Annotated in this window: 29 protein-coding genes and 1 pseudogene; 6 read left to right on the top strand and 24 right to left on the bottom strand. The window is 46.2% G+C overall.

Features of this window, described 5'->3' with window-relative positions:
- Nucleotides 1-583: 583 nt before the first annotated feature.
- Nucleotides 584-1,033, bottom strand: a complete 450-nt coding sequence (locus SporoP32a_RS12425; RefSeq protein ID WP_085428178.1) for a transcriptional regulator — start codon at nt 1,031-1,033, stop codon at nt 584-586.
- A 157-nt stretch (nt 1,034-1,190) separates the two neighbouring features.
- On the bottom strand, nt 1,191-1,535 hold the full coding sequence (locus tag SporoP32a_RS12420) for a hypothetical protein (protein ID WP_085428177.1): 345 nt from the start codon (nt 1,533-1,535) through the stop codon (nt 1,191-1,193).
- Between the two features lie 156 nt (nt 1,536-1,691).
- Between SporoP32a_RS12420 and SporoP32a_RS12415 the strand changes: the two genes are divergently transcribed.
- The 3 genes from SporoP32a_RS12415 (at nt 1,692) to SporoP32a_RS12405 (ending at nt 6,519) form a co-directional block, all read left to right on the top strand.
- Entirely contained in the window at nt 1,692-2,123 is a 432-nt protein-coding gene (locus SporoP32a_RS12415; RefSeq protein WP_085428176.1) for a helix-turn-helix domain-containing protein, read from the top strand.
- 83 nt (nt 2,124-2,206) lie between these two features.
- Entirely contained in the window at nt 2,207-3,781 is a 1,575-nt protein-coding gene (locus tag SporoP32a_RS12410) for a hypothetical protein (protein WP_085428175.1), read from the top strand.
- Nucleotides 3,778-6,519 (top strand): DEAD/DEAH box helicase, encoded by a 2,742-nt coding sequence (locus SporoP32a_RS12405; RefSeq protein WP_085428174.1) that lies wholly within the window; start codon nt 3,778-3,780, stop codon nt 6,517-6,519. Before SporoP32a_RS12410 ends, SporoP32a_RS12405 begins: the two co-directional genes overlap by 4 nt.
- A 37-nt stretch (nt 6,520-6,556) precedes the next feature.
- Here SporoP32a_RS12405 and SporoP32a_RS17060 read toward each other — a convergent pair whose 3' ends face one another.
- Entirely contained in the window at nt 6,557-6,715 is a 159-nt protein-coding gene (locus SporoP32a_RS17060) for a hypothetical protein (protein WP_198166162.1), read from the bottom strand.
- Between the two features lie 336 nt (nt 6,716-7,051).
- Nucleotides 7,052-7,456 (bottom strand): single-stranded DNA-binding protein, encoded by a 405-nt coding sequence (locus tag SporoP32a_RS12400; protein ID WP_232319646.1) that lies wholly within the window; start codon nt 7,454-7,456, stop codon nt 7,052-7,054.
- Nucleotides 7,457-7,709: 253 nt separating this feature from the next.
- Between SporoP32a_RS12400 and SporoP32a_RS12395 the strand changes: the two genes are divergently transcribed.
- Nucleotides 7,710-8,162 (top strand): YwpF family protein, encoded by a 453-nt coding sequence (locus SporoP32a_RS12395; protein WP_085428172.1) that lies wholly within the window; start codon nt 7,710-7,712, stop codon nt 8,160-8,162.
- Between the two features lie 99 nt (nt 8,163-8,261).
- Entirely contained in the window at nt 8,262-8,645 is a 384-nt protein-coding gene (locus SporoP32a_RS17505; protein WP_420542297.1) for an alanine-zipper protein, read from the top strand.
- On the opposite strand, the gene SporoP32a_RS17230 is transcribed toward SporoP32a_RS17505, so the two are convergent.
- Nucleotides 8,546-9,205, bottom strand: coding sequence for a hypothetical protein (locus tag SporoP32a_RS17230; RefSeq protein WP_157129976.1), 660 nt, complete (start codon nt 9,203-9,205; stop codon nt 8,546-8,548). The genes SporoP32a_RS17505 and SporoP32a_RS17230 overlap by 100 nt on opposite strands.
- On the opposite strand from SporoP32a_RS17230, the pseudogene SporoP32a_RS17500 reads away from it, so the two are divergent.
- Nucleotides 9,148-9,276 (top strand): annotated as a pseudogene (locus SporoP32a_RS17500) (hypothetical protein); the annotation flags it as partial. The gene SporoP32a_RS17230 and the pseudogene SporoP32a_RS17500 sit on opposite strands and share 58 nt — an antisense overlap.
- An 81-nt stretch (nt 9,277-9,357) precedes the next feature.
- On the opposite strand, the gene SporoP32a_RS12380 reads toward SporoP32a_RS17500, so the two are convergent.
- From SporoP32a_RS12380 to atpF, 19 genes are all read right to left on the bottom strand, one after another.
- Nucleotides 9,358-9,738, bottom strand: a complete 381-nt coding sequence (locus tag SporoP32a_RS12380) for a hypothetical protein (protein WP_085428169.1) — start codon at nt 9,736-9,738, stop codon at nt 9,358-9,360.
- Between the two features lie 90 nt (nt 9,739-9,828).
- Nucleotides 9,829-10,224, bottom strand: coding sequence for a hypothetical protein (locus tag SporoP32a_RS12375; protein ID WP_232319526.1), 396 nt, complete (start codon nt 10,222-10,224; stop codon nt 9,829-9,831).
- A gap of 86 nt (nt 10,225-10,310) precedes the next feature.
- The gene (fabZ, locus tag SporoP32a_RS12370; protein ID WP_085428167.1) at nt 10,311-10,745 is read right to left on the bottom strand and encodes a 3-hydroxyacyl-ACP dehydratase FabZ; all 435 of its coding nucleotides are present in this window, start codon (nt 10,743-10,745) and stop codon (nt 10,311-10,313) included.
- A 53-nt stretch (nt 10,746-10,798) separates the two neighbouring features.
- On the bottom strand, nt 10,799-11,413 hold the full coding sequence (locus SporoP32a_RS17225; protein WP_232319525.1) for a DNA-directed RNA polymerase subunit beta: 615 nt from the start codon (nt 11,411-11,413) through the stop codon (nt 10,799-10,801).
- Nucleotides 11,414-11,436: 23 nt separating this feature from the next.
- Entirely contained in the window at nt 11,437-12,270 is an 834-nt protein-coding gene (locus tag SporoP32a_RS12360) for a flagellar hook-basal body protein (RefSeq protein WP_085428166.1), read from the bottom strand.
- A 40-nt stretch (nt 12,271-12,310) separates the two neighbouring features.
- Nucleotides 12,311-13,135, bottom strand: coding sequence for a flagellar hook-basal body protein (locus SporoP32a_RS12355; protein ID WP_085428165.1), 825 nt, complete (start codon nt 13,133-13,135; stop codon nt 12,311-12,313).
- Between the two features lie 78 nt (nt 13,136-13,213).
- A complete protein-coding gene (locus SporoP32a_RS12350; RefSeq protein ID WP_085428164.1) occupies nt 13,214-14,215 on the bottom strand; it encodes a rod shape-determining protein in 1,002 nt (333 codons plus the stop codon).
- A 141-nt stretch (nt 14,216-14,356) separates the two neighbouring features.
- Nucleotides 14,357-15,850, bottom strand: coding sequence for a glycerol kinase GlpK (gene glpK, locus SporoP32a_RS12345; protein ID WP_085428163.1), 1,494 nt, complete (start codon nt 15,848-15,850; stop codon nt 14,357-14,359).
- Nucleotides 15,851-16,520: 670 nt separating this feature from the next.
- On the bottom strand, nt 16,521-16,793 hold the full coding sequence (locus tag SporoP32a_RS12335; RefSeq protein WP_085428161.1) for a sporulation transcriptional regulator SpoIIID: 273 nt from the start codon (nt 16,791-16,793) through the stop codon (nt 16,521-16,523).
- Between the two features lie 110 nt (nt 16,794-16,903).
- Nucleotides 16,904-17,560: a M23 family metallopeptidase gene (locus tag SporoP32a_RS12330; RefSeq protein ID WP_198166161.1), complete on the bottom strand. Its 657-nt coding sequence runs from the start codon at nt 17,558-17,560 to the stop codon at nt 16,904-16,906.
- Nucleotides 17,561-17,590: 30 nt separating this feature from the next.
- Nucleotides 17,591-18,538, bottom strand: a complete 948-nt coding sequence (spoIID, locus tag SporoP32a_RS12325) for a stage II sporulation protein D (protein WP_085428160.1) — start codon at nt 18,536-18,538, stop codon at nt 17,591-17,593.
- Between the two features lie 86 nt (nt 18,539-18,624).
- The gene (gene murA / locus SporoP32a_RS12320) at nt 18,625-19,920 is read right to left on the bottom strand and encodes a UDP-N-acetylglucosamine 1-carboxyvinyltransferase (RefSeq protein WP_085428159.1); all 1,296 of its coding nucleotides are present in this window, start codon (nt 19,918-19,920) and stop codon (nt 18,625-18,627) included.
- A 539-nt stretch (nt 19,921-20,459) separates the two neighbouring features.
- The gene (locus SporoP32a_RS12315) at nt 20,460-20,693 is read right to left on the bottom strand and encodes a DUF1146 family protein (protein ID WP_085428158.1); all 234 of its coding nucleotides are present in this window, start codon (nt 20,691-20,693) and stop codon (nt 20,460-20,462) included.
- Between the two features lie 77 nt (nt 20,694-20,770).
- Entirely contained in the window at nt 20,771-21,175 is a 405-nt protein-coding gene (locus SporoP32a_RS12310) for a F0F1 ATP synthase subunit epsilon (RefSeq protein WP_085428157.1), read from the bottom strand.
- Nucleotides 21,176-21,199: 24 nt separating this feature from the next.
- Nucleotides 21,200-22,615: a F0F1 ATP synthase subunit beta gene (atpD, locus tag SporoP32a_RS12305; RefSeq protein WP_085132717.1), complete on the bottom strand. Its 1,416-nt coding sequence runs from the start codon at nt 22,613-22,615 to the stop codon at nt 21,200-21,202.
- A 33-nt stretch (nt 22,616-22,648) separates the two neighbouring features.
- On the bottom strand, nt 22,649-23,506 hold the full coding sequence (gene atpG, locus SporoP32a_RS12300) for an ATP synthase F1 subunit gamma (protein WP_085428156.1): 858 nt from the start codon (nt 23,504-23,506) through the stop codon (nt 22,649-22,651).
- A gap of 42 nt (nt 23,507-23,548) precedes the next feature.
- Nucleotides 23,549-25,060 carry a F0F1 ATP synthase subunit alpha gene (gene atpA / locus SporoP32a_RS12295; protein ID WP_085428155.1) on the bottom strand — a complete coding sequence of 504 codons (1,512 nt, stop codon included), beginning with the start codon at nt 25,058-25,060 and terminating at the stop codon, nt 23,549-23,551.
- Nucleotides 25,061-25,084: 24 nt separating this feature from the next.
- The gene (locus SporoP32a_RS12290) at nt 25,085-25,621 is read right to left on the bottom strand and encodes a F0F1 ATP synthase subunit delta (RefSeq protein WP_085428154.1); all 537 of its coding nucleotides are present in this window, start codon (nt 25,619-25,621) and stop codon (nt 25,085-25,087) included.
- On the bottom strand, nt 25,618-26,169 hold the full coding sequence (gene atpF, locus SporoP32a_RS12285) for a F0F1 ATP synthase subunit B (RefSeq protein WP_369823302.1): 552 nt from the start codon (nt 26,167-26,169) through the stop codon (nt 25,618-25,620). The genes SporoP32a_RS12290 and atpF overlap by 4 nt, the downstream gene beginning before the upstream one ends.
- Nucleotides 26,170-26,172 lie beyond the last annotated feature (3 nt).

Here is a 26,172-nt window from a genome sequence, read left to right as displayed (position 1 = left end):
TGTCTTTGAACTTAGTTAAGTTCTAGTTCTAGTGCACTTCTAAATAATTACAACCCTAACTTTAATGACACCTAAAAGTATCATCCACTCACATTGCAAGGGATTGGAGCGGCAGGCGGCGACTCCCGCGGGCCCATGGGAAAGCGTCCGCCTAGAGCGAAGGCCGTAGCGAAGTACGGCCTTTGCGAGCATAAGCGAAGCGTTGAGAGCACATCTTTGCACTTGAAATCCCCACCCCTACCCTCTGCCAGCCTTACCTGTTAAAAACCCCCTAGTCCATTAGATTCATTTAGTTATCAGAATGTTTCCAATCTAAAGAATTAGTCTATAATAGGAAGTAATAGGGTCCTGTGACTCTAATTACAAGAGGAGTGATGAGCGATGAACTTGGACAAGACAATTGAGTTTACATGGCAAGACTTTGCACTAGGCCTTGGTGGATCAGGACTATTCGTACTGGCGCTCCATTTCCTAACACTATGACAACCAAACGAACAAAGCATCCCACATAAAAACACCTCAACTTCGACGCACACGCATGTGCTTTTCGACTGAGGTGTTTTTTAACGCGTCATAGTGATGATCAAATCATTCGCAGTCCTTCCATCAACTCCTTAAACAAGAGCTGGTTTTTCGTTTCTAGTGCGTAGTCTACCATTCGCTCCCAATTATCCCGTTCCAACTTCTCAACCAAACCGTCCGCTTCACGCATGTACTCCTCCTGTAGATGGCCTTCCAATCCCATCGCTCCTTCGAGTATAGTCGACAAATGCAAATGTAAATCGGAAACTAGCAGTAATTGATAAAGCGGGAGCCGTATAAACCGGTTTCCTCGTTGAAAGACAAATACCTCTCCTAAGTTTTCTATCTGCAGACTCTTCGTGTTGACGACGATTTCCTTCCCCTCTGCCGGTACGAATTGGAACACCTCATCATTTCGCTTAATAGAGAAATATTGATAAGCGAATACAAGGCGTAAGTTGAACTCTTCCTTTCTGGTATAAAATGGCTTGATCCGCTGTATAACTAGCATATCTTCCCCCTCCTCTTCATTTGCTTGAATTTTCCGATTATTAATAATATATCACAACAAAGAGGATTTTGTGCATGATATGAGTCGGAAACCTTCTAATATACCAAGAGAATTTTTCAGATAGCGGTCATAGTGGCGAATCACGCCGTTGATTGGGTTATTCGTCAGGCCCTACGAGAAAAGTTTTGGACATAGGATGATATTCGACGTTCTCTTTTTTCAATTGTTCCAGCAATTCTTTGCTTGCATCAACATTCGTTTTCTCATAGGAAAAGATAATTTGATTAGCATCATAATAGATGACGACTTGTTCGAAAATCATCTCGTCACGTGCGATGCCATACAAATACGAAACTCTTCCACTTGGATCGTGGATGGACTTTTCGCAATACTGTTCAAGAGAATGAAAGAAGCATGGTTCACCTGCTATGACCGGTTCAGGCGTTTTGGAGCGAGACTGTAATTGTGGAACGTGTAAGGTCAATTGCACTTTTTCTATCACATTCGCCTACTTTCTACTTTTTATTCATTATCTTCTCATATCCTTTTGAATAAATTTATTAATTGTCATTACGTCAATTCGAATTGCTTAAATGACAATTAATCAAAATGACGGACCCTTTTCTTATAAGATGGCGAGAAAAAATGGGTGATGAAAATGAGTTTCGGAACACAGTTGAAAGAATATCGGGATGAGTATTTACACATCTCTCAGAAGCAGATGGCGGAGGATCTCGGAGTGGATGGTGCCACGATGTCGAGATATGAATCGGACATACGGGGCTTTCCAATTTATTTAATTCCACGGATTAAGGAAACGTATAATATCCCGGACGATGTATTGCTTGCGATGATTATGGATAAGCCGTTAAAGTCATTGCGCCCTCTTTCCAATCGAACGCTTGATAGTACCGCCACATACGAAAAAGGGTTTATTGCGCAATATGGATCGCTGATTGAAAATGAGCCATTGCTGAAAGAATTTATTTTACAGGTCGATTCATTGGACCACGAAAACCGCCAGTTGTTGCTGTCAGGCATGTTGAACCTCATGCAGCTATTCCATAATCAATCGGGAAATGAAATCTGAATCTTATTAAGCTCCTCAAGTTGTGGTAAAAGATTGATAAAAACGGTATAATAGGAGGAATGCTTAAGTAAGGAGTGGATTCGGTGGCCATCACTATTGAACGAATCGCAAATATGCACGAATCGCAAATCGAAGAATTCATGAACCATATTAAACATACATTTCAGCCGTCTGTCCCTGAGCAGGCGGAAATTATACGCAAGGCGGCTTCACTTGTACGTATGAACGCAATTGGTGCGTATCGCTACACGGAAACCGAGCAATCGTTAATGGCAAATATTTCGGGTACCGAGTCTGAATTCGCGCGTCTTTCCTTCCAAACAATGGAACCGTACTGCACATGTGCTGGCGGAGATTGGTGCTCGCATCAGATTGCGGTGGTCTTTCATTTGTATTCGCAGTTTCATTCATTATCCGATTGGCTGAATACGTGGCGCCAGTCAGGAACTGTGCAAACGCAATTATCGATCAGTGAACGGACGCCGGAAGCTTGGTTGACTGCATTATCCGCATTAGTGAAGCCGCTCACCGAGTTAAATCCGAGTGACGGACCGACTGGATTCTTGCATTACGCTTCAAAAATCGAACATCAGAAGACGCGGCTTTCTCCTTTTGAATGGGAATGGAAGCCGCTCTTTTCGCTGTACTATCAACTGACACTAATGCGGGCGGCTTGGCCGTTCCTAAAAAATGAACTATCCGCCAATGATTCCTATCATTACGGCAAATGGCAGTTGACGATCTGGCTCAATGAACAGATGTCCGAAATGAAAGCGGGTATTAAGCAACTTAGTTCGAAATCACGTTTATTTGAAACGGACGCCTTCCATACGAAGCTGAAGGATTTAATCCATTCATTCGCAGTAGACGAAGAAGGATTGTTCTCGAAGCGTTTTGAAGCGTTCCGTCTTGTCTATACTGAGCTCTATGAAGACGAAGCGGAATTGACACAAGAAATTGAGCGCTTGGAGAAAGAAACGGCAGAGGATGCGCCGTTATTCCGTGCGTTCCTCTACTTGACGTCAGGTCGCTTTGATGAACTTGATCAGGAGCTGAATAATTTAGATGCAACCGCAGTTCCTCAGTGGTTGGCATTTGCGCTTTATGCGAAGGAAGATGAGGACTTTGATATCGTACAATCGATCATGTTGAAATTGCTTCCGCATTTGGCTGAGTATTATCAGCAACTGGCAGCGCGTAATCGTTCGGCTTTCGCTGAAGATATTGATGAGTTGCTGTCACTTTCCGACGTGTCGGAAGAGCAGCGTGATCAATTATTCCAATCGTACGGTCCAGAAGCGAGTCGTGCGTATGGCAAGTTTTTATTCGAGCGCAATCGCTACTCAGAATGGGCTGCGCTTATGCATTTGACTCGCGGATCGGTCGATATGATTGACGGCTCGGCGCTAAAGACGGCACTGGCGGAAGATTCACAAGCCGTGTTCCCTCTTATGCATGCTGAGGCCTTGAAATTAGTTAAAGAGAAAAATCGTGATAGCTATCGTCGTGCGGTGCGTTTATGGAAACAGATGAAGACCGCTGCGAAGCGCGATGGCCGCAATGAATTTTGGAACCGTTATGTCCATACAGTCCGCCAGCAATTCCCACGTCTGCGTGCACTGATGGAAGAGATGGAGAAAGGAAATCTACTGTTATGACCGATTCGAACATCTTACAACTTTCATTAGAGTTAACGTTACAAGAAGGACAGGATGGCGTGTTCATCGTATCCGCAAATGTCGAAGGAGAAACGCGCAAGATCGACGCGGACATGTTGGTGTCGTATTTATTTTATTCGGATGAACCGACGATGTATGGAATGTTAGTGGAGCAGCGAGATAATTGGCTCGACGTATCGATCGATATGTTGCTGCGCTTGTTTTCGGCTGGCAGTCATCCGTATGTGCAATACTCGGGTGCGACTTCTGACGATGAACAAGTATTGGCAGACATTCGTGAAGCCGCGACGTTGTGGAACGACCCTGCGTTGTTTTCATATGTCGAAGCGACGGAGTCTGGACTGTCGTTTAATCTCGACAAGACCCATTTATCTGAGCAAGCTGGACGCTATATTTCGCTTGCGATGCGCGGACAGTTGGCAACGCTTGGTGTGTCGATGGCGGACTTCCCTGCTTTGTTACCTCACTTCCAGCAGTATGGATGGCCGAATACCGAAAAGTCGAAGTTACCGTTCCGCGTAGCTCTTCGTTTGACGGAGCCGGATATCGATGAAACGGATTGGTTGCTTGAGACGATTTTGATTAGTGATCGCGGGGCGCAGTGGTCGCCAGCGATTGGTAAAATTGCGGGTTCGATGGAAAATGCATTGCCAGCGAAACGCAAGGAGTATGCAGAAGAGATTGAAGAGCGTCAATCCGAGATGGTCGGGATTTTCCGTTCGGTCGAATGGTATGAGCCAAAACAGTTTATGCATGTGCCGTTAAATGATGCGCAAGTGCGGATTTTCATTCAGGAAGATCTGCCGCTTTGTCAGGCGTTTGATTACCCCGTTATATTACCGGCTTGGTTGAAGACGGTGACCGAGACGAAGTTAAAGATTCGTACCTCTGCAGGAATGCAATCGTACCGTTCTTCCGCCAGTCTCGATCAAGTATTGTCGTTTGATTGGCAGTTTTCATTAGCTGGCGAAAAGATCGATAAAGACCAGTTCCAGAAGATGGTCGATGAGAACCGAGAATATATTCGTGCAGGCGATGAGTGGTTCCATTTGGATCCGGCATGGCTCAAGCGGATTCGTGAGTTGATGGAGCAAGTGGATGACGGTGAGTGGACGGTGAAGGATTTGCTGTTCAATGAAGTGCCGGAAGAGATCGCTCCTTCGTTTGAAGAAGAGGAAGAAGACGATCCTCTCGTTGCGTTCTCGATGCAGCAGTCGTTACGTAAAGTGATGAATATGTTGCATGACAAGAAAGGTTTGCCGCCTGTTCCCGTACCTACGTCGTTGCACGCCGAGTTGCGTCCGTATCAGCAGGAAGGTTTCGAGTGGCTTCATTTCATGCGAGATAATAAGTTCGGTGCTGTGCTTGCGGATGATATGGGACTTGGTAAGACTGTGCAGCTCATCGCGTATTTGCTGTATGTGCATAATTTACCGGAAACGGACTCTCCTTCGTTGATCATTTGCCCGACGAGTGTTATGGGGAACTGGCAGAAGGAACTTGAGCGTTTCGCCCCTTCGCTAACGGTGCATGTACATTACGGAACGAATCGTGCGCGCGAGGAACAATTTGCGGATATCATGGGCACACGTCAAGCGGATATTATTTTGACGACATACGGTACCGCCACACAAGATACTGAGATGCTGTCGGTGTATGAGTTCGCGAATGTGACGATTGATGAAGCGCAAAATATTAAGAACTTGCAGACGAAGCAGTCACGAGCAATTCGCAAGTTGCGCGGTAGACATCATATCGCCTTGACGGGTACGCCGATCGAGAACCGTTTATCGGAGTTATGGGCTATTTTTGATTTCATTCATAAAGGCTATTTCGGCAGTTTCCGCAAATTCAGCGAAGAGTTCATCGTGCCGATCGAGCGAGATGATCTCGAAGCGGAGAAACGGAAATTGCGTGCGCGAATCCAGCCGTTCATGATGCGCCGGACGAAGAATGATCCGGAATTGCGCTTGAACTTGCCAGAGAAGCTCGAGCAAAATGAATATGTACCGCTGACTACTGAGCAAGCCGCATTATATGAGAGTTTTGTATCGGAGACGAAGTTCAAACTCGAGACACTGACAGGATTTGAGCGTAAAGGCTTGATCTTGAAGATGCTCAGTCGTTTGAAGCAGTTATGTAACCATCCGGCATTATTCTTAAAAGAACCGCCAGCCCCTGCCGCCGAGTTGACGAAGCGTTCCAATAAAATGGCACGAATCGTCTCCATGGCAGCGGAGATTGCGGCGAATGGGGAACAATGCTTAATCTTCACGCAGTATATCGGTATGGGGCAGATGATCCGTCAGTGCTTGTCTGAATTACATGGAATCGACGTGCCGTTCTTGACGGGTAGTATGCCGAAAGGACAGCGTGATGCATTGGTTGAAGCGTTCCAAAACGGGGAATTCCCGATTTTCATCCTGTCGTTGAAAGCTGGGGGCACCGGCTTGAACTTGACACAGGCGAATCACGTATTGCACGCAGACCGCTGGTGGAATCCGGCTGTGGAGAACCAGGCAACGGATCGTGCGTACCGTATCGGGCAGACCAAATTTGTGCATGTGCATAAATTTGTAACGGTCGGGACAATCGAGGAAAAGATTGACGAGATGCTCGTCGAGAAGGCGGCTTTGTCAGCTGATTTGATTCATTCGAGTCAGTGGTTGACGGAGCTCAATGATCGAGAGCTCGAGGATTTGCTGACGTTTAATTGATTGAGTGAGACTTGCATCGAACATGATGCAAGTCTTTTTATTGTGATTTGGAGGGGATGAGGAACGGGTTGGTTTTGATTGTTTCGAGGTAGTTGATGCGCTCGTTTAAGTTTGCGATGATACGGATTAGCTGACCAAGCTGGTCTTCTAGGCGCTCGATATCTTGTTTGTGTACAACGGTAGAAGTGGTTGGCATGGGGCTTCTTCCTTTCTATGGGCGGGTATGTATTCCGTCAGTCCGTTTTTTGGAAGTGGTCTCCAGCAAAACGGACGACGGATGAGTTGGCGTAAAATCGATTCAGTTCCTATGCTGAATGTACTCCCGGCATCACAGAGGATCGAGTCCCCACTCGCTCTTGCTTCTGCCGATTAGGTATTGCTAGTTGGCGAATATGCTTGTAGTGTCGTTTCTGTTTTCTCTTTTTTCGTTTCTCTTTAATTGTGTGTTAGCCAATGGATCAGGAGTTGATCGACAGTGGCTGTGTGACGGCGGATCAGCCTTCGTCTCCTCCCCTTTCGTTTTAGGCTGGCGTTAGAAAATTGGAAGTGCGGTTTCTGCTGTTTTCGCTTCTTCAAAACGTTTCGGCTCAGTAGATGAATGCGTTTTCATTTCGGTGTGTTGAGATTTGGGTGACTTTGACAAGAAGCGAATGTCGTTGCACATGACTTCTGTGATGTACACTTTCGACTGATCTTCCCGTTCGTAGTTCCGAGTTTGAATACTTCCACTGACGCCTATGAGTGATCCTTTGCCGCAGTGACGGACTAGGTTTTCGGCGGATCGCCCCCAAACGGAGCACGGCACGAAATCAGTTGCCACTTCTCCGTTTGCGTTTTTGAAGCTGCGATTGATAGCGAGGACGAACGTGGTGTTGACACGTCCAGATGCGTGTTCTTTTAATACGAGGTCTTTGGTGATACGCCCTACTAAAGCCACTTGGTTCAAGAGTTTGTCCCTCCCTTCTTTGTGCTGCCCTTATCGTAATCTACAAAGGGCAGTTCAAGCAAAGGGGCAAAATTGAATTTTGATGCCGTTTTCGTATAGCTTTTTCAATTTTCATTGGACGTGATTTTCGGAGTTTCTTGTGTTGATAAGGTTTCATGTGGATCCTGCGTAATGCATTATTGAATTTTCGAGTATTGTGAGATTTTTATGCTATACTTGGGAAAATTGTACCGAGGTGATAGGATTGAAGACGTTTAAGATGATTTCGGTGGAAGTGATGCAGGAGAATGGTGTGCTTGCATTTCCACTGTATGACGGGATTATCATCAATCAGGAAAACAGTCATCGTTTGTGGGTTCTTGAGTTGTTCATTGATGCCAAGTATAAGGACATTATGGATAAATGGAAGGTCGAGGAGACGTTGCTGACAGTGCGCGTCGTCATTTCGTATCCCGGCAATGAACCCGCTTCGTTCGATGTGGCGGTGGAAAACTGGAGTCAGATCGGCGACCGGATTTCCGTGTTGATGAAGGGTCGTTTGAAGCGCGCCCGTTCGAAATACGCAGAGCATTTGCTTGAAGAGTTGCTGGATGAAGGCTTCGCGGGCGATGCGTTGCTTGAGCAATTCGAGATGGGCATGTGGGATCGACCGAAGTTGAAGCGGGATACGGATCCTGATGAGAAGACGAAGTTGTGATTGTGTTTTTGTTTTTGGTGGCTGCCCTATTTTGGGTGGCTTTTTTTTGGTTTTTGTGGGGTTGGGTGGGTTGGGTGGGTTGTTAGGGCGGATAGTTTGATGGTTAGAGCGGGTAACTCGATGGTTAGAGCGGGTAACTCGATGGTTAGAGCGGGTAACTTGCTTAGAGCGGATAACGCGACGCTTAGAGCGGGTAACTCGCCACATAGAGCGGATAGCATGCCGCTTAGAGCGGATTACGCGCCCCATAGAGCGGATTACACACCGCATAGAGCGGATAGCGCACCGCTTAGAGCGGATAGCGCGACGCTTAGAGCGGATAACGCAACGCATAGAGCGGACAACTCACCGCTTAGAGCGGATAACGCGCCCCATAGAGCGGATTACACACCGCATAGAGCGGATAGCGCACCGCTTAGAGCGGATAGCGCGACGCTTAGAGCGGATAACGCGACGCTTAGAGCGGATAACGCACCGCATTGAGCGGATAACGCGCCGCATTGAGCGGATAACGCGCCACATAGAGTGGATAGCATGCCGCTTAGAGCGAATAACACGCCACATAGAGCGGATAACTCACCCCATAGAGCGGATAACGCACCGCATAGAGCGGATAACACGCCACATAGAGCGGATAACTCACCGCATAGAGCGGGTAACGCACCGCATAGAGCGGATAACGCACCCCATAGAACGGATAACTCACCGCTTAGAGCGGATAACTCACCGCATTGAGCGGATAACTCAACCCCATAGAGCGGATAACGCACCCCATAGAGCGGATAATTCACCGCATAGAGCGGACAACGCACCCCATAGAGCGGATAACGCGCCACATAGAGCGGATAACTCACCGCATAGAGCGGATAACTCACCGCATTGAGCGGATAACTCACCGCATTGAGCGGATAACTCACCGCATTGAGCGGATAACGCACCCCATAGAGCGGATAACGCACCCCATAGAGCGGATAACGCACCCCATAGAGCGGATAACTCACCGCATAGAGCGGATAATTCACCGCATAGAGCGGATAACTCACCGCATAGAGCGGATAACGCGCCACATAGAGCGGATAGCATGCCGCATAGAGCACTCCCACACCTTAATTGAGCAAACAAACCACCAAATCCAAACACACAAAAACGACCCATGCATTCGATATGCAGGGTCGTTTTTATAGTGGCTGGAGATCTATCGTACTTTACGATCTTCGTCGCGTAGAACGCCGTTTGGAGCAGCGTCGTTGCCGTTCATGTTGCCGTTCAAGTTGTTATCGTCGCGTGCACCGCGGTTTTCGTTATTGTCATCAATGAGTTCATCGCGCGTTCTGTCGATCCCTTCACGCGTTTCCTCCATGATGCCATCGCCGTCGCCATTCATGATTCCACGGTCATTGTTGTCATCCAGACCATCAAGATTTGGACCCATACGCTTGTTGCCGTTCGGCGTATTGTCGCGTTCCATATCTTGCATCGGCGTTTCATTGTTGCTCGGAAGTGCGCCGTCGTTCGTGTTACATGCGGTTAGGACGAGTGCAGATGCAAAAACTACCGGCAGAGCTTTTCTGATCATAAAAAAATTCCCTCCTTTTTTACGAGCTATGAACCATACGTCTCGGTATGTTCTTCGTTAGCTTGTGCGAAAAGGAGAGAACTATTCGTTTTAATTATCCAACTGGTTAGACGTCGTTTCTAATACGTTTTGAACGTATACAGCTTCCGCTTTACAGCCATAATCGTAATGAGTGTTCAGTTTTTGCTGTAGAATTTCGATTTGCGCGATCTGCTCTTCTGTTGGCGGATCATTCAGAATACGAATTAATACGCCTTCTACACGCTCTGCTAATTCTTTATGAAACTCGGGATCTACTTTGATGTCATCGGGAATCTTCTCGTACCAAAGCGCTTTGGTCGTAATGTATTCCCGCCAATTCGCGTAAAATTGTTCGATGTTGTAATCTTCTGCTGACCAGCCGATCTCACTCATATATTGTTCAAATGATTGCGATATGGAACGAGTGATGCTGCTCTTTATATTCGGAGAAAGCTTCTTTAACATGCTGTAATGTACCCTCCCACTGTATGCCAGTATTGGCATTCCAATGATTATTATATCAAATTTCCGTGTTATGCAAAACGATAGTACTACTCTTGGACTGGTCCTAGTGCGAATGTAATATCTGCTTCACATGCAACTTCGCCTTCTACGGTAGCGACGGCTTTTCCTTTGCCAATCGTTCCGCGCAAGCGAACAATTTCTACTTCGAGACGAAGCGTGTCGCCAGGTGTGACTTGGCGTTTGAAGCGGCAATTATCAATACCCGCGAAAAATGCCAAACGACCTTTATTTTCTTCTTTCTTGAGCAAAGCGACCGCGCCTACTTGGGCTAGTGCTTCTACTATTAAAACGCCTGGCATGACGGGATAGCCAGGAAAATGGCCGTTGAAAAAGTCTTCATTGATAGATACGTTTTTTAATCCGACTGCACGCTTACCTTCTTCAAGCTCTTCGATGCGATCAACGAGCAAGAATGGATAGCGATGCGGAATGATTTCTTGTATTTGTGTAGCGTTCAGCATGAAATGTGTCTCCTTTATTCCAGAGGTTCTGAAGATGTCAGACCTTTCTGTACTTATTTACCATTCATGATATCAAAAATATGTTGCCATGTCTCTTTTTTGAAGACATCGGCTGCTGTGCCGTCACCGATCACACTAAAACCTACCATTGCACCGACTGCAGCGGCCAAGACGAGAAGCACGAGTAAAATCAGCATGCGTAGCCAGATTGGAATCATACGGACTTGAACCCAGCGCATTTCACTTACAGGTTTCATAGGTTTTTTAGTGCGCTCCTTGCGTGGCCATTTGGACTGAATTTTCGTCCAGAACGACGCGTTGGATTCTTCTGGTGCAGGTAGTTTTTTTACAGGTTCCGTTTCGATTAGAAGCGTTTCTTCTACTTCTTGCTGTGAGACGTCAGGTGCTGTTTCTAGAGCTTCCGGCTCCACAATCGGTTGATTGTCTTCACCAACTACTTCGTCTGTCACAAGCGGCTCTGACAGCGTGACAGCCACTTCGTCCGCTACAGTCGGTACGTCCTGATCTGTTTCTGTCAGTTCAATTGGATCTTCCATTTCCGGTGTGCTCGCTGGCTCTACAGGTTCCTTAGTCTTCAACGGTTCAAACGGTTGCACAGGGGAAAGTGGTTCTGTTATTTTTTTAAAATTTGTATGTTTTTCACTCATAGTCAGTACTCCTATTGCACGCGTTAGCGAATGCCATTAATTAAGCCCATCATCTGGTCCGCCATAGTTACGGAACGTGCATTGAATTGATAGGCACGTTGCGTCGAAATCAAATCGGCCATTTCTTTTTCATACTCTACGTTGGATGTTTCGAGTGCTTGATTTTGCAAGCCAATTTGGTTTCGACCCGCTCCGGTCATTTCTGTTAACAAATCATTAGCTGCAAGTCCTAGTGCTGCGAGATCCGTCGGCAAACCGAAGTTCGTTGCGGAAAGCTGAACCATCGAATCTGGCTTTTCAAGAACCGTAACACCGAAATTGAAGTCCTGCGTGCCTTGCGGAGTAGTAACTTGCAATACACCGTTAGGACGAATTTGATAGTCCGTCGCTTGCCCAGAAAAGACGATGGGACGTCCCGCTGTATCCGCCACTGCTAGTCCTTCTTCATTGACGAGCATATTGTCGCCGTTTGCAGTTGGTGACAAATAGAAATTACCCTTACGCGAGTATATGATTTCTTCCCCATTATCCGTTGGCTGAATCAAATTAAAATGTTGTTTCGGTTCCGTCAGCGCAAAGTCGAGTTGACGATCCGTTACTTGGACCGATCCGACTTTCCAGTTCATCTGCAAGCTTCCAAGATGTGCGCCGGTACCCATGCGGATGCCAAAATCTGAGCTACGGTCCGCTTTATCTGCTTTGTCGTTATTCATTTGTTGGAATAAAAGTTCCTGGAATGTAGCGTCCGAAGATTTATATCCATGTGTGCCGACGTTCGATAAGTTGTTGCCGATCAAGTCAAGACGTTGCTGCAACTGGTTCATCGTATTCGTGGCGGTGGTCATCGTGCGAATCATAAAAGGTCACGTCCTTTTCGCATGTTTCTATATGTAGTCATTAATTGACTCGTCCTACTTCATTGACCGCTTTTTCCATACTGCGATCATAGGCTTGAAGAATCTTTTGATTGGCTTCAAATGCACGGTAAGCTGTCAGCATATCCGTCATCGAGCGCGCGGCATCGACGTTGGAATCTTCGAGATAGCCTTGTTGCATCGAGTATGTGCCGCCAGTTGGCAATGCATTGCCGTCCGTTGTCGTGTACAGTCCATTGTCTTGCTTGGACAGCGCATTGGGTCCGTCAGAGTAGGCAATCCCTAGTGTCGCCACTTCCGTTTCCCCTGCGAAAACTACGCCTGAATCCGTCACGCGAATATCGTCACTTGCCAGTTCGATCCGGTTGCCCGCATCGTCAAGGACAAATAGGCCGGATGGATTGGTCAGGTAGCCTTCAGCGTTGACTGCGAAATTCCCGTTTCGTGTATAGTATTGACCGCCATTCTCGCCTTCAAGCGTGAAAAACACAGTACCTGCAACACCGGTTTCTTCGTCCACTTCCATCGGTCCATCAATTAATGCTATATCGGTCTTTTGTTCAGTCTCCCGCAATTGTCCTTGCGCGAATAAAGGCAAGGTTTCTTGCATATAGACGCCTGTCGATAATTCGCCTACTTTGGAAAGGTTATTGAAGCTCAAGCCTTTTTCCGTCGGTACGCGCATCGAATCCAATCGGGACATGAACATTTCCGGGAACGCACGAATCGTCGACTGCTCAGCTTTATAGCCTGGCGTATTGGCGTTCGCGATATTATTGGACAGCATTTCCGTACGGCGTTGCTGTGCGATCATGCCTGATCCTACTGTATAAAAACCACGAAACATTTCATTTCACTCCTTCGCATCATCATTTCAGATAAATCGTTCTTTTTAGTATACACTACTTGCCGCTTGCATGGCAGGTCAATTTATGCGTGTTGAGGCTTTACCCGCTTTGTTCATTAACATACCCGTACCTTGCGCAATACAAGTGAGCGGATTTTCTGCAATGAAAACCGGGACTTTCAAATGTTCGGATAATAAGGTATCGATCCCAGGAAGCAATGCGCCGCCACCGATTAAAATGATGCCGCGCTGCGCTACGTCTGCAGCGAGCTCCGGTGGCGTTTCTTCCAATGCGTCTTTTGTCGTCTGGACGATTTTACTGATTGGCACACGTAATGCCTGATGGATCTCTTCGGCTGTCACTTCAATCGTCTTCGGAATACCTGTCGCTAGGTCACTACCGTGCACGTTCATCGCGCTCGGCTTCTGTCCGCCCATTACTACTAGACCAATTTCTTTTTTTACTTGTTCTGCTGTTTTTTCGCCTATATATACATCATGTTTTCTTCGTATATGTTGAATAATGCACTGATCAAAATAAAGGCCACCGATATTCGTAGTTTTAAAGGATACGATTTCCCCCATTGAAAGCACGGACGCGTCTGTCGTACCGGCGCCCAAATCGACTATCATATTGCCTGAAGGTTTTGATATATCAATTCCCGCTCCGATTGCCGCCACTTTCGATTCTTCCTCGATCACGACCTGTTTGGCTCCGGCTCCCATCACTACTTGTTGGATGACGCTTTTTTCTACACGGGTCGTATCCGCTTTACAGCACATCGTAATATGGGGTTTGCCACGTAAGCCCTTTCCTTGCGCTTTCTCGAGGAAGTGCTGAATCAATACACGGGCCATATCGAAGTCCGCAATGTTCCCGTCTTTCATTGAGCGTACGATTTGGATATATTCTGGTGCACGACCAATCATTTGATTGGCCTCTATACCAAAAGCTATCGGTTCATCCGAACGTTTATCGATCGCCATGATAGCCGGCTCGTTGATGACAAGACCATGGTCTTTCATATATATCAATATATTGGCAGTACCCAAGTCGATCCCAATTTCTTTCGAAAACATCGTGACTCTATCCCCTTCCCCATCCGTCCTGTCTGGTTAAACTCTCTAGCTGTTCATTATATCATATTTCTACTTTATTTGACATCGTTCGATAGGTTGACAAATCAAAAAGCCGCCAGCAAGTTAGCGGCGGCTGAAGAATTATTTAAAGGCAATTGTCGCGCGAATGGCTTTTTGCCAACCTGCATAAAGCTCTTCGCGTACGGTTTCTTCCATATTCGGTTCAAACGGTTGATCGAGACATAAGTACTCTGCAATTTCATTGCGGTCCTTCCAAAATCCTACTGCAAGGCCTGCAAGATACGCTGCGCCAAGTGCTGTAGTTTCATTGATCGTTGAACGCTCAACCGGTACGTTAAGTAAGTCTGACTGGAATTGCATCAGGAAATCGTTCGACACAACGCCCCCATCCACCCGTAGCGTTTTCAATGAAATCCCCGAGTCCGCTTCCATCGCATCGAGGACGTCTTTCGTTTGGTAGGCGAGTGATTCAAGCGTCGCGCGTATGAAATGCTCTTTCGTCGTTCCGCGTGTCAGACCGAAAACGGCCCCTTTCACATCGCTGTCCCAGTACGGTGTGCCGAGTCCAACGAATGCAGGCACGACGTAGACACCGTCAGTTGATTTGACACGTTTGGCATAGCTCTCGCTTTCCGAGGCGTTACGGAACATGCGCAGGCCGTCACGTAGCCACTGAAGGGCGGAACCCGCAACAAAAATACTTCCCTCGAGTGCATATTCCACTTTGCCATCGATCCCCCAAGCAATCGTCGTCAACAACCCATTTTCAGATGTTACGGCTTTCTCTCCTGTGTTCATTAGCATGAAACATCCCGTTCCATACGTATTTTTCACCATGCCGCTTTCAAAGCACGCCTGACCAAATAAAGCTGCCTGCTGATCCCCCGCGACTCCCGCGATGGGTGCTTCGTGGCCAAAAAAGTGTTTGGCGTCGGTATGTGTGTAGACTTCGGATGACTCACAGACCGTTGGCAACATGGCTTTAGGAACACCGAGAATGTCTAGTAGCTCTTCGTCCCACTCTAGCTTGTGGATATTGTACATCAATGTGCGCGAGGCGTTTGAGTAGTCGGTTACATGTGCCTTGCCTCCTGAAAGCTTCCAGATGATCCACGTATCGATCGTGCCAAACAGCAAGTCCCCATTCTCCGCCTTTTCGCGCGCGCCTTCTACGTTATCAAGAATCCATTTCACTTTCGTTCCGGAGAAATAGGAATCGATCAGCAAGCCGGTTTTATTACGGAATAGCTCACTATGTCCAGCGGTTTTTAGCTCCTCGCAAATATCAGCAGTCTGGCGGGATTGCCAAACGATCGCATGATAGATCGGATCGCCAGTATGTTTGTCCCAGACGACAGTTGTTTCGCGTTGATTGGTGATGCCGATTGCTTCGATTTGCGTGGCGGTAATATTTTTTTCAGAAATGACAGCTGCGATGACGGAAAGAATCGAACTCCAGATTTCATCCGCATTGTGTTCCACCCAGCCGGACTTAGGAAAATACTGCTTGAATTCCTGTTGTGCCGTGTGGAAGATGTCACCCTTTTTATCGAATAAAATAGCACGTGAGCTCGTGGTGCCTTGATCGAGCGCCAGAATATACTTTTTTGTCATGATTCATTCCTCCCGTTGCTTTGTTTTGTTGTCTATTATACATGGTTTTGTGGGTTTAGGCGGTTGGTGGGGTGATAGAGCGTTTGTGGACGGAGATAGAGCGAATGGCGCGGCCGATAGAGCGGATAGGACGACGCATAGAGCACTCGCGGACAGGGATAGAGCGAATGGCGCGGCCGATAGAGCGGATAGGACGACGCATAGAGCACTCGCGGACGCGGATAGAGCGAATAGCGCGGGCGATAGAGCGGATAGGACGACGCTTAGAGCACTCGCGGACTGGGATAGAGCGAATGGCGCGGGCGATAGAGCGGATAAGATGACGCTTAGAGCACTCGCGGACTGGGATAGAGCGAATGGCGCGGGCGATAGAGCGGATAGGGCGACGCTTAGAGCACTCGCGGACTGGGATAGAGCGGATAGCTCGGGCGATAGAGCGGATAGGGCGACGCTTAGAGCACTCGCGGACTGGGATAGAGCGAATGGCGCGGGCGATAGAGCGGATAAGGCGACGCATAGAGCGTTCGCGGACATGCATAGAGCGGATAGCTAGCAGCATAGAAACATAACCAAACAAAAGCTACCCAGATACACGATCATCTGGATAGCTGCTCATGATTTCAGGCTGCTTGTATGGGTACAGTACATTACTGCTTCATTTTCAGTGTGGCTAGGCATCTGCTTTTTGTGCTTCGTTTTCATTTTTCCATTTTTGTCGGGTGGCTTCTCCTCCGCGCAAGTGGCGGATGGATTTATGATAAGCCAAAATTTCTGCGACTTTCCGTGACAAGCATGGATCTACATTCGGTAGTCGTTCCGTTAAGTCTTTGTGGACCGTACTTTTAGAGTAGCCGGTCGCATTGGCTAGCGCGCGCACTGTCAAGTTGGTCTCGATCAGTAGCTTGCCCAGTCGTACGCAGCGTTTTCTAATTTGCTCGTGCACGCCCTCTTCCTTTCTCTATTCACTCCTTTGACTAATGTAGTGTATGCGAACGTGTGTCAACATATGAAAAAAGCCATTCCAGGGGGGTGGAATGGCTTGGATGCTACCTATTAAAATGCTAGGAAATCATGTGGATTCACGGCGACTCCGTCTTGCTGGATTTCGAATTGCAAGTGGATGCCTGCTTCAGGATTCCATTCATTCTGAGTCGTTGTCGCGAGCACTTGCCCCTGTTGGACTGTGTCGCCTTCTTTCACAAGTACACCTGTTAACGAACCGTAGATCGTCGTCTTACCGTCCGCGTGTTTCAAACGGACTTCTGTTCCTTTGAATGAGTCCACGATGACTTCTTCGACTGTTCCGCTCATTGCCGCTACAGCTTCGAACGGTTCACCGTCCATCGATAAAGAAAGTCCTTTGCTGGTGACGTACGTCTGGTTGAATACGAGTAGTGCTTTCTCACGCACTGCTTCGTCTGCTTCTGCATCATAAAATTCTTGTAAGATGGCGACTGAATCTACTTTTGCTTCATCGAATGGATACTTCAGTGTTTCCTTTGATGCATTTGTTTCTACCGTGACATTTTCTTTTGGCTGGTCTACTTTTGCAACTTCAGACGGGACAGATTCTTCCGTCGTCAATGCGGTGTATCCCCATACCATGCCGATGAATAAGAGCGCTACGCTCGTATAAATGGCAGGCCAGAACCAGCCGTTCTTCGTTTTCTTGATCTCCTGAGAAGGGGCCTTTGGTTTTTCTTCTCGCATGTTCATCACCTCACTTGCATTCTTTGCAAGTTACGGGGATTTTAAACATCGATCTTCAGGTAAATTTATTTTTTGTATTTTTGTACCTGTATAATAGTGCGACAGAATTTGATCGGCGGTCCATCCTTTTTGCGCGAAAGCTTCCGCACCATACTGACTCATCCCGACGCCATGGCCATAACCAACGGTCGTAATAAGGACGATTTGATTGTTAACGTCATAGGCGATATTGAAATCGGTGGAAGCCAAATGAAGTTTTTCTCGGATCTGTCGTCCGCTCGTTTCATAGGGGCCTGCGATGATTTTCTGAACACGTCCCGTTTGATTACGCACGAGTTGTAGTTCGCGGAATTGGTTAGCATTCCAATTGAAACCGAGTTTACGATTCCACTCCGTTAATGTTAATTCTTGCTTGCGCTCTACGGTTGGCGCCACATCTTCTTCACCTGGGCTATCTACACTTTGTAAATATTCAACCGGATTGCCGCTGAAGTTTTGCGCGGCTTCCGTTTTGCCGTTAGATGTAGAGAAAAACATGGCAGATATAATTTCTTCTCCATATACAATAATTTTACCTTCAGTCGCTTCAGCTGCTTGGCGGACTTTCTTTTCATTGTCTTTGAATGACTTGCCCCAGCGTTCTTTGCGCTCTGCTTCTGTACGATATACTTGCGCAGAGACGTCTTTGGCAATAGGCTTGACCCCTTTATCCGTGTTTCTAGCCGCATAGGTGCGAGCAGCAATTACTTGCGCCTTCAATGCTTCCGGATGAAAATCGGCAGGCATCTCTCCCGCTACGACCCCGACAACATATTCTTCTAACGGAATCGGCTCGTCCACACCTATGACCGTAATCAACACATCGCAGTACTTCTCCTCTCGCTGTTCTACCAGTTTCAACTCTGGCGCTTGTCTTACAAGAATAGGAATAATAAATAATGTGAAAATAATGAATAAAACGAGTAGTTTTTTGTACATACTAGACTATATGTTAGCGAACAATCGTGTATTCATTGTAAAAATCGAAAAAACCATGAACAGTAAACTGTCCATGGTCTTGAAGATTATGCTAATTGAGATTCAGTAACTTCTTGTTCAGTAGAGACACGTGTTATGTCTGCGCCTAGGGCTTTGAGTTTCTTGTCAAAGTCCACATAACCGCGATCTAAGTGAACCAATTCCGTCACACGTGTAATACCTTCTGCTACGAGTCCGGCTAGGATGAGTGATGCAGCGGCACGCAAGTCTGTGGCTGCGACTTCCGCTCCCTGGATTTTTGAAGGTCCTGAAACAATAACAGAACGTCCTTCAATTTTTACGTCTGCGTTCATACGGCGGAATTCTTCCACGTGCATGAAGCGATTTTCAAATACAGTTTCAGTCAACACACCGATACCGGTAGCTGTTAACATCAATGCCATCATTTGTGATTGCATATCTGTAGGGAAACCTGGATGCGGCATTGTCTTCAAATCGACAGCCTTAAGTGGGTGTTTCGCTGTGATACGAACCCCTTCATCCAATTCCGTGATGACTACACCCATTTCAGTTAATTTTGAAATCAAAGCAGTCGAGTGTTCAGGAACCGCGTTTTCAATCGTGACGTCTCCGCCTGTGATTGCTGCAGCTACCATGAATGTTCCTGCTTCGATACGATCCGGTATAATATGGTGAGTGGATGCATACATTGTTGTTACACCTTCAATACGAATGTTATCCGTACCTGCACCTACTACTTTACCGCCCATTTCATTGATGAAATTCGCCAAGTCGACGATTTCAGGTTCTTTCGCAGCGTTCTCGATGATCGTTGTACCTTCAGCGAGAGCAGCAGCTGTCATAATGTTTTCTGTTGCGCCTACGCTCGGGAAATCCAAGTAGATTTTTGCGCCTTTTAATCGGCCATCTACTTTCGCTTCGACATGTCCATGTCCAAATGAAATTTCCGCTCCCATTGCTTCGAAGCCTTTCAAATGTTGATCGATAGGTCTTGAACCGATTGCACAGCCGCCTGGTAATGCGACACGTGCGAATCCGTTACGCGCCAGTAACGGTCCCATTACTAAAATGGATGCGCGCATTTTACGTACAAATTCAAATTGTGCTTCGTCTGCTAGTCTTCCACGTGAATCTACGATGACTTCCCCGTTTTCCGGATCATGCGTGATCTTTGCGTTTAAACTTTTTAGCACTTCATTGATTGTCCGAACATCCGATAGGTTAGGAACATCACGAATGACGTTCACTCCTTCAGATGCCAATAAAGCAGCAGCCAAGATCGGTAATACCGCGTTCTTTGCACCCTCTACACGTACGTTCCCTTTTAAAGTCCGTCCGCCGTTAATAATAATTTTTTCCACCAATAGCCCCTCCGAGTCCAATTTATCCTTCATCCACAGCCTATTATCAAAAATCGTCTATAAACATTTTCATTGTTGAAGCCTAGTCATTTGTCAGTTTCCAAATTTAACATATAAAACATCTACTATTGTACCTTGTAAAACCTTACTAAACAAGTAACTTCCGGCGCAGTTTTGTGTTATTTCTTGCGTGATGTAGTATATGTTTTGATATGACACAATGTGATTACAAATGACCCATTTATTTAGCCACATTACTGCTAATACCCGTTAATCCTACATTTTACACGTGTTTGCCGTTATTTTTATTACATGAATATTACAGAGTTGTGGCAGGTAACTCAAAACTTGATACGCGTTCGGGATTTCCGTTGCAGACGAGGAGATTGAAGCCGTGCCCTCAGAACGCGTCCGTCTGGAATGGAAATCAACGGTGCTTATAAATTGACCAATTCTTTCATTAACTTATTCGTTTTAATTTCCTTCAGCTAGAGTTCTGATTTCCGTTGTGAGGCTAGTAGAGCTTCAGCTGAAGGAAATCAAAACCAAGTTGCCCATCTTCCTGACCAATAGGATATGTCTAAAAAGAATTTTGATACGGTCGAGCCGATAGCAATACTTAGCAAAATAAACAAAAGTTGTGTTTGGAATACACGATTTTTTCGTATGATATTTTCTGGCAAGATAGCTTGTAGTGCATAGAAGCTAACGCCGATGAAGAAGATATGCGATACCATCGCGAGTAATGGATTGCTGCCTAGCATGCTGTCCATAGTTTGCACTCCTTTTTTCTTGAATATAGAGAAAATGGACGGACAGAGATTGTCTGTCCGTCCATTTTACTTATAGATTACATACGCTGTTCATACACTTGCATGCGGTTGATAGCGCGTTTCAAATCAAGCTCGTGTAAGTTATGGGAAAGGTCATCAGTTTTTTTCTGAAGATCTTGCTCAGCTTTTTCAGCAGCTTTCTTTGCACGTGCGATATCAATGGACTCAGCCAGTTCCGCACTCTGTGCCAATACAGTGACCACTTCAGGACGGACCTCGATGAAGCCTCCGTGGACTGCGACTGTTACTGTTTTGCCATCTGTCTTTAGGCGAAGTGCACCAATTTGAAGTGGTGCGACCATTGCGATGTGACCGGGTAAAACCCCGATCTCACCAGCTTCGGTAACTGCTATCACCATGTTCGCATCCATTTCAACAACAGGGCCGTCGGGAGTGACGATATTCACTTTGATTTTACTCATTTTTTTCCCTCCTGGTCCCTTTTCTTAGACTTCTACACCCATAGCTTTTGCTTTTGCAATTACTTCTTCGATACGTCCAACTAAACGGAATGCATCTTCCGGCAAGTGATCATACTTACCTTCTAGAATTTCAGCAAAGCCTTTGATTGTTTCAGGAACTGGAACGTAAGAACCTTTTTGTCCTGTAAACTGCTCAGCAACGTGGAAGTTTTGTGACAAGAAGAACTGAATACGACGAGCGCGATCAACGATCTGCTTGTCATCTTCATCTAACTCATCCATACCTAAGATTGCGATGATATCTTGCAATTCACGGTATCGTTGAAGAGTTGTTTGTACTTCACGAGCTACACGGTAGTGTTCCGGTCCAACGATTTCTGCACTCAATGCACGTGAAGAAGAAGCTAGTGGATCCACAGCTGGGTAGATACCCATCTCTGAAAGTTTACGCTCCAAGTTCGTTGTTGCATCTAAGTGAGCGAAAGTTGTTGCCGGAGCTGGATCCGTATAGTCATCCGCTGGTACGTAGATTGCTTGGATCGATGTAACCGATCCTTTATTAGTAGAAGTGATTCGCTCTTGTAACTGACCCATTTCAGTTGCCAATGTTGGCTGGTATCCAACCGCTGATGGCATACGACCTAGTAGGGCAGAAACTTCAGAACCTGCTTGTGTAAAGCGGAAGATGTTATCGATGAACAATAGAACGTCTTGTCCTTGCTCATCACGGAAATACTCTGCCATAGTCAAGCCAGAAAGTGCTACACGCATACGTGCGCCTGGTGGCTCGTTCATTTGACCGAAGACCATTGCCGTTTTCTTGATAACGCCTGAATCAGTCATCTCAAAGTACAAGTCATTTCCTTCACGAGTACGCTCTCCAACACCAGCGAATACGGAAATACCACCGTGTTCTTGTGCGATGTTGTTGATTAATTCCTGAATTAGAACTGTTTTACCAACTCCAGCACCACCGAAGAGTCCGATTTTACCACCCTTGATGTATGGTGCAAGCAAGTCAACTACTTTAATTCCAGTTTCAAGAATTTCTACCTCTGTAGAAAGGAATTCAAATGTTGGTGCAGAACGGTGAATTGGGTCACGTTGTGAATCAGCAGGAACTGGCTCACGCAGGTCAATTTCCTCACCTAGTACGTTAAATACACGTCCGAGTGTAACGTCGCCGACTGGAACAGAAATTGGTGCGCCTGTATTAATTACTGACGTACCGCGTTTCAGACCATCTGTCGAGGACATCGCAATCGTACGAACTGCATCATCACCAAGGTGAAGTGCTACTTCTAAAGTCAATACTTCAACCACTCCGTTGGAACGATCGATATTAACCTTCAATGCGTTATAGATCGCTGGAAGTTGTCCGTTTTCAAACTTAACGTCGACAACCGGACCCATAACTTGAAGAATATGTCCATTACTCATGCTTTTCCCTCCTGTCTTACTGTTTCAAATCTGTTATTCGAGTGCTGCTACGCCGGCTACGATTTCAGTGATTTCCTGAGTGATCGCTGCTTGACGAGCGCGGTTAAATTGTAATGTTAACGAATCGATTAGATCAGACGCATTGTCTGTCGCCGTCTTCATCGCTGTCATACTGGAAGCATGTTCGCTCGCTTTTCCATCAAGTACTGCTCCATAAATGAGGCTCTCCGTGTATTGTGGGAGAAGTGTTTCGAGAATCGCTTCTGCTGAAGGCTCGAACTCATAAGATGAATTAGCTGAACCTGATGAAATATCTGTGAGTGGAAGCAATTTACGTTCAGTTGCTTCGTTGGAGATGGCGGAGATGAAGTGGTTGTAATACAAGAACACTTCATCATAAACGCCTTCTGTGAACATGCCAACAGCCCGATTCGCGATATCTTTTACTTCTTCAAAACGAGGGTGATCCGAAAGTCCGATCAGGCTTTCTTCGATCTGGTAACCCAGACGGCCGAAGAATTCATAGCCTTTACGACCGATCACGATAATGACCACTTCATCTTTCGATTTATGGCGTTGTTCGATTGCACGGGTAACTGCACGGAAAATGTGCGCGTTGTATCCACCAACTAGACCACGGTCAGAAGTAACTACGATGTACGCAGACTTCTTAACGGGACGTGCTGTTAATAGAGGATGTCCGGAATCTTTCGTTACGGCTGCAATAGCACCAACTACTTCTTCTACTTTATCCATGTAAGGTACGAATTTCTTCGCATTCACTTCTGCACGGTTCAGTTTTGAAGCAGATACCATTTGCATCGCTCTCGTGATTTGACTCGTCTTTTTTGTTGAAGCAATACGGCTTTCTATCTCGCGTAAGGACGCCACTGGCTATTCACCACCTTTATTTTAAGATCCATTCAAGGAATATTACGCTTCAGAAACTACGAAATTTTTCTTGAATTCGTTGAACGCTGCGCTCATTACGTCATCAGCTGGAAGATCTTTCGTTGTACGGATATGATCATACACTTCCGTATGGTTGGATTCTAACCAGCTAGTGATTTCACTTTCAAAACGCAATACGTCTTTTACTGGAATATCGTCGAGGTAACCGCGTGTCAGTGCATATAGACTGATGACTTGGTATTCGACTTTCAACGGCTTGTTCAAGTCCTGCTTCAAGATTTCAACTGTGCGGTGACCGCGGTCCAGTTTCGCTCTTGTCGTAGGGTCTAGATCCGAACCGAATTGTGAGAATGCTTCTAGTTCACGGAATGCTGCCAAGTCCAAACGAAGTGTACCGGCAACTTTCTTCATTGCTTTAATTTGCGCTGATCCACCAACACGGGATACGGAAAGACCGGCGTTGATCGCTGGACGTACACCTGAGAAGAATAGGTCAGACTGCAAGAAGATTTGTCCGTCTGTAATAGAGATTACGTTTGTTGGGATATAAGCGGAGATATCTCCTGCTTGTGTCTCAACGAACGGCAATGCTGTGATAGATCCTGCTCCTAGATCGTCATTCAACTTCGCAGCACGCTCAAGTAAACGGCTGTGTAGGTAGAAGACATCACCTGGATATGCTTCACGACCTGGAGGACGACGAAGTAGCAAGGAAAGTTCACGGTAAGCTGCTGCTTGTTTAGATAGATCATCATAAACGATTAGCACGTGCTTGCCTGCGAACATGAATTCTTCTGCCATCGAAATACCTGTGTATGGTGCCAAGTATAGCATTGGCGACGGGCTAGATGCAGATGCAGTTACTACGATTGTGTAATCGAGTGCACCGTTTCTGCGTAGAGTTTCAACAACTCCACGAACAGTAGATTCTTTTTGACCAATTGCAACATAGATACAGATCATGTCTTGGTCAGCTTGGTTTAGGATTGCATCAATCGCAACAGTAGTTTTACCTGTTTGACGGTCACCGATGATTAATTCACGTTGTCCACGGCCAATCGGAACTAGAGCGTCAATCGCTTTGATTCCTGTTTGTAGTGGTTCGTGAACTGATTTACGCGCCATAACCCCTTGTGCAGGGCTTTCGATAGGACGAGTTTTTGTTGTGTTGATTGGACCAAGTCCATCAACTGGTTGTCCAAGTGAATTGACGACACGGCCGATCAATTCTTCTCCGACTGGTACTTCCATAATACGGCCTGTACGACGAACTTCATCGCCTTCTTTAATGTCTGTGTATGGCCCAAGGATAACGATACCTACGTTGTTCGCTTCCAAGTTTTGTGCCAGACCCATTACGCCGGTAGAGAACTCAAGAAGTTCCCCCGCCATGACATTGTCGAGGCCATGAGCAAGTGCGATACCGTCACCTACACGGATTACAGTACCTACTTCACTTACTTCCATTTCAGACTGATAATTTTCGATCTGCTGTTTGATCAGACCGCTAATTTCTTCAGCTTTGATGCCCATGTATGTCACCCCTCTTAATTCAAATTAATTGATTAATTGACGTTCAAGACGCGCTAACTTAGCGCTAATACTGCTATCGTAAATTTGATTGCCGATCTGAAGGCGAATGCCACCGATCAAGCTTGGATCAATTACGTTTTGAATATGCAATGATTGTTTCCCTACTTTATGCGCAAAGGCAGTAGAGATCGCTGAACTTTCTTCATCAGAAAGCAAACGCGTAGAGTAGACTTTCGCTTCGGCAACTCCGGAAGCTTCGTTAGCAAGTTCCAGGAAGTCTTCGATTAGATTGTCTATCTCTCCAATACGACCTGCATCGATCAACACATATAGTGTGTTCAATACAAGTTGATTTGCTCCATTGAAAAGTTGTCCCATCAATTCTTTCTTCTGTTCTGGTGAGAACTTTGGCGAAACTAATAGTTCGTCAAACTGCTTTTCTGCAGCGAAGACTTTTTGCAATTCTTTTAAATCAGTTTGCACGGAAACAGTTTGTTGCTTTTCCTGTGCGGCTTCAAACAATGCTACGGCATAACGTTTTGCGATTACCGATTGGCTCATCGTCCTTCGCCTGCCTTCACAATCGTTTCTTCGATCAATGCGCGGTTATCTTCCTCAGAAATTTCTTTCCCAAGAACCTTAGACGCAGCCAAGATAGAAAGAGATACGAATTCTTCGCGTACTGCTGCAACTGCTTTCTCTTTTTCAGTAGCAATTTCAAGAGTTGCAGATTCTTTCATACGGTTCGCTTCAGCGCGTGCAGCCATAATCAGCTCTTCACGTTGAGTATCACCTTGTTTTTTCGCATTTTCTACAATAGATTGTGCGCTTTCACGTGCTTCTTTCAATAGAGCACGCTGCTCTTCAAGAAGCTTTGCAGATTCTTGACGACTTGTTTCGGCTTGTTCGATCTCGGTAGCGATTAATTGCGCTCGTTGATCCATCACGCCCATTAACGGACCCCATGCAAACTTCTTTAGAAGTACCATGAGAATCGTGAAAAATACTACAGTGACGATAATGTCGCCTAGGTTCAGACGTTGGTTTAAGCTAGCTAAAAATCCTGCGTCAGCGTTTGCTGATAAGAGGACGAAGGTATCCAACACGATTGT

It is taken from the genome of Sporosarcina ureae (assembly GCF_002109325.1).
GTDB classification, from domain to species: Bacteria; Bacillota; Bacilli; order Bacillales_A; family Planococcaceae; genus Sporosarcina; species Sporosarcina ureae_C.
The sequence above is the reverse complement of the archived record's forward strand: the minus strand, read 5'-3'. Positions and strand labels throughout refer to the sequence as shown.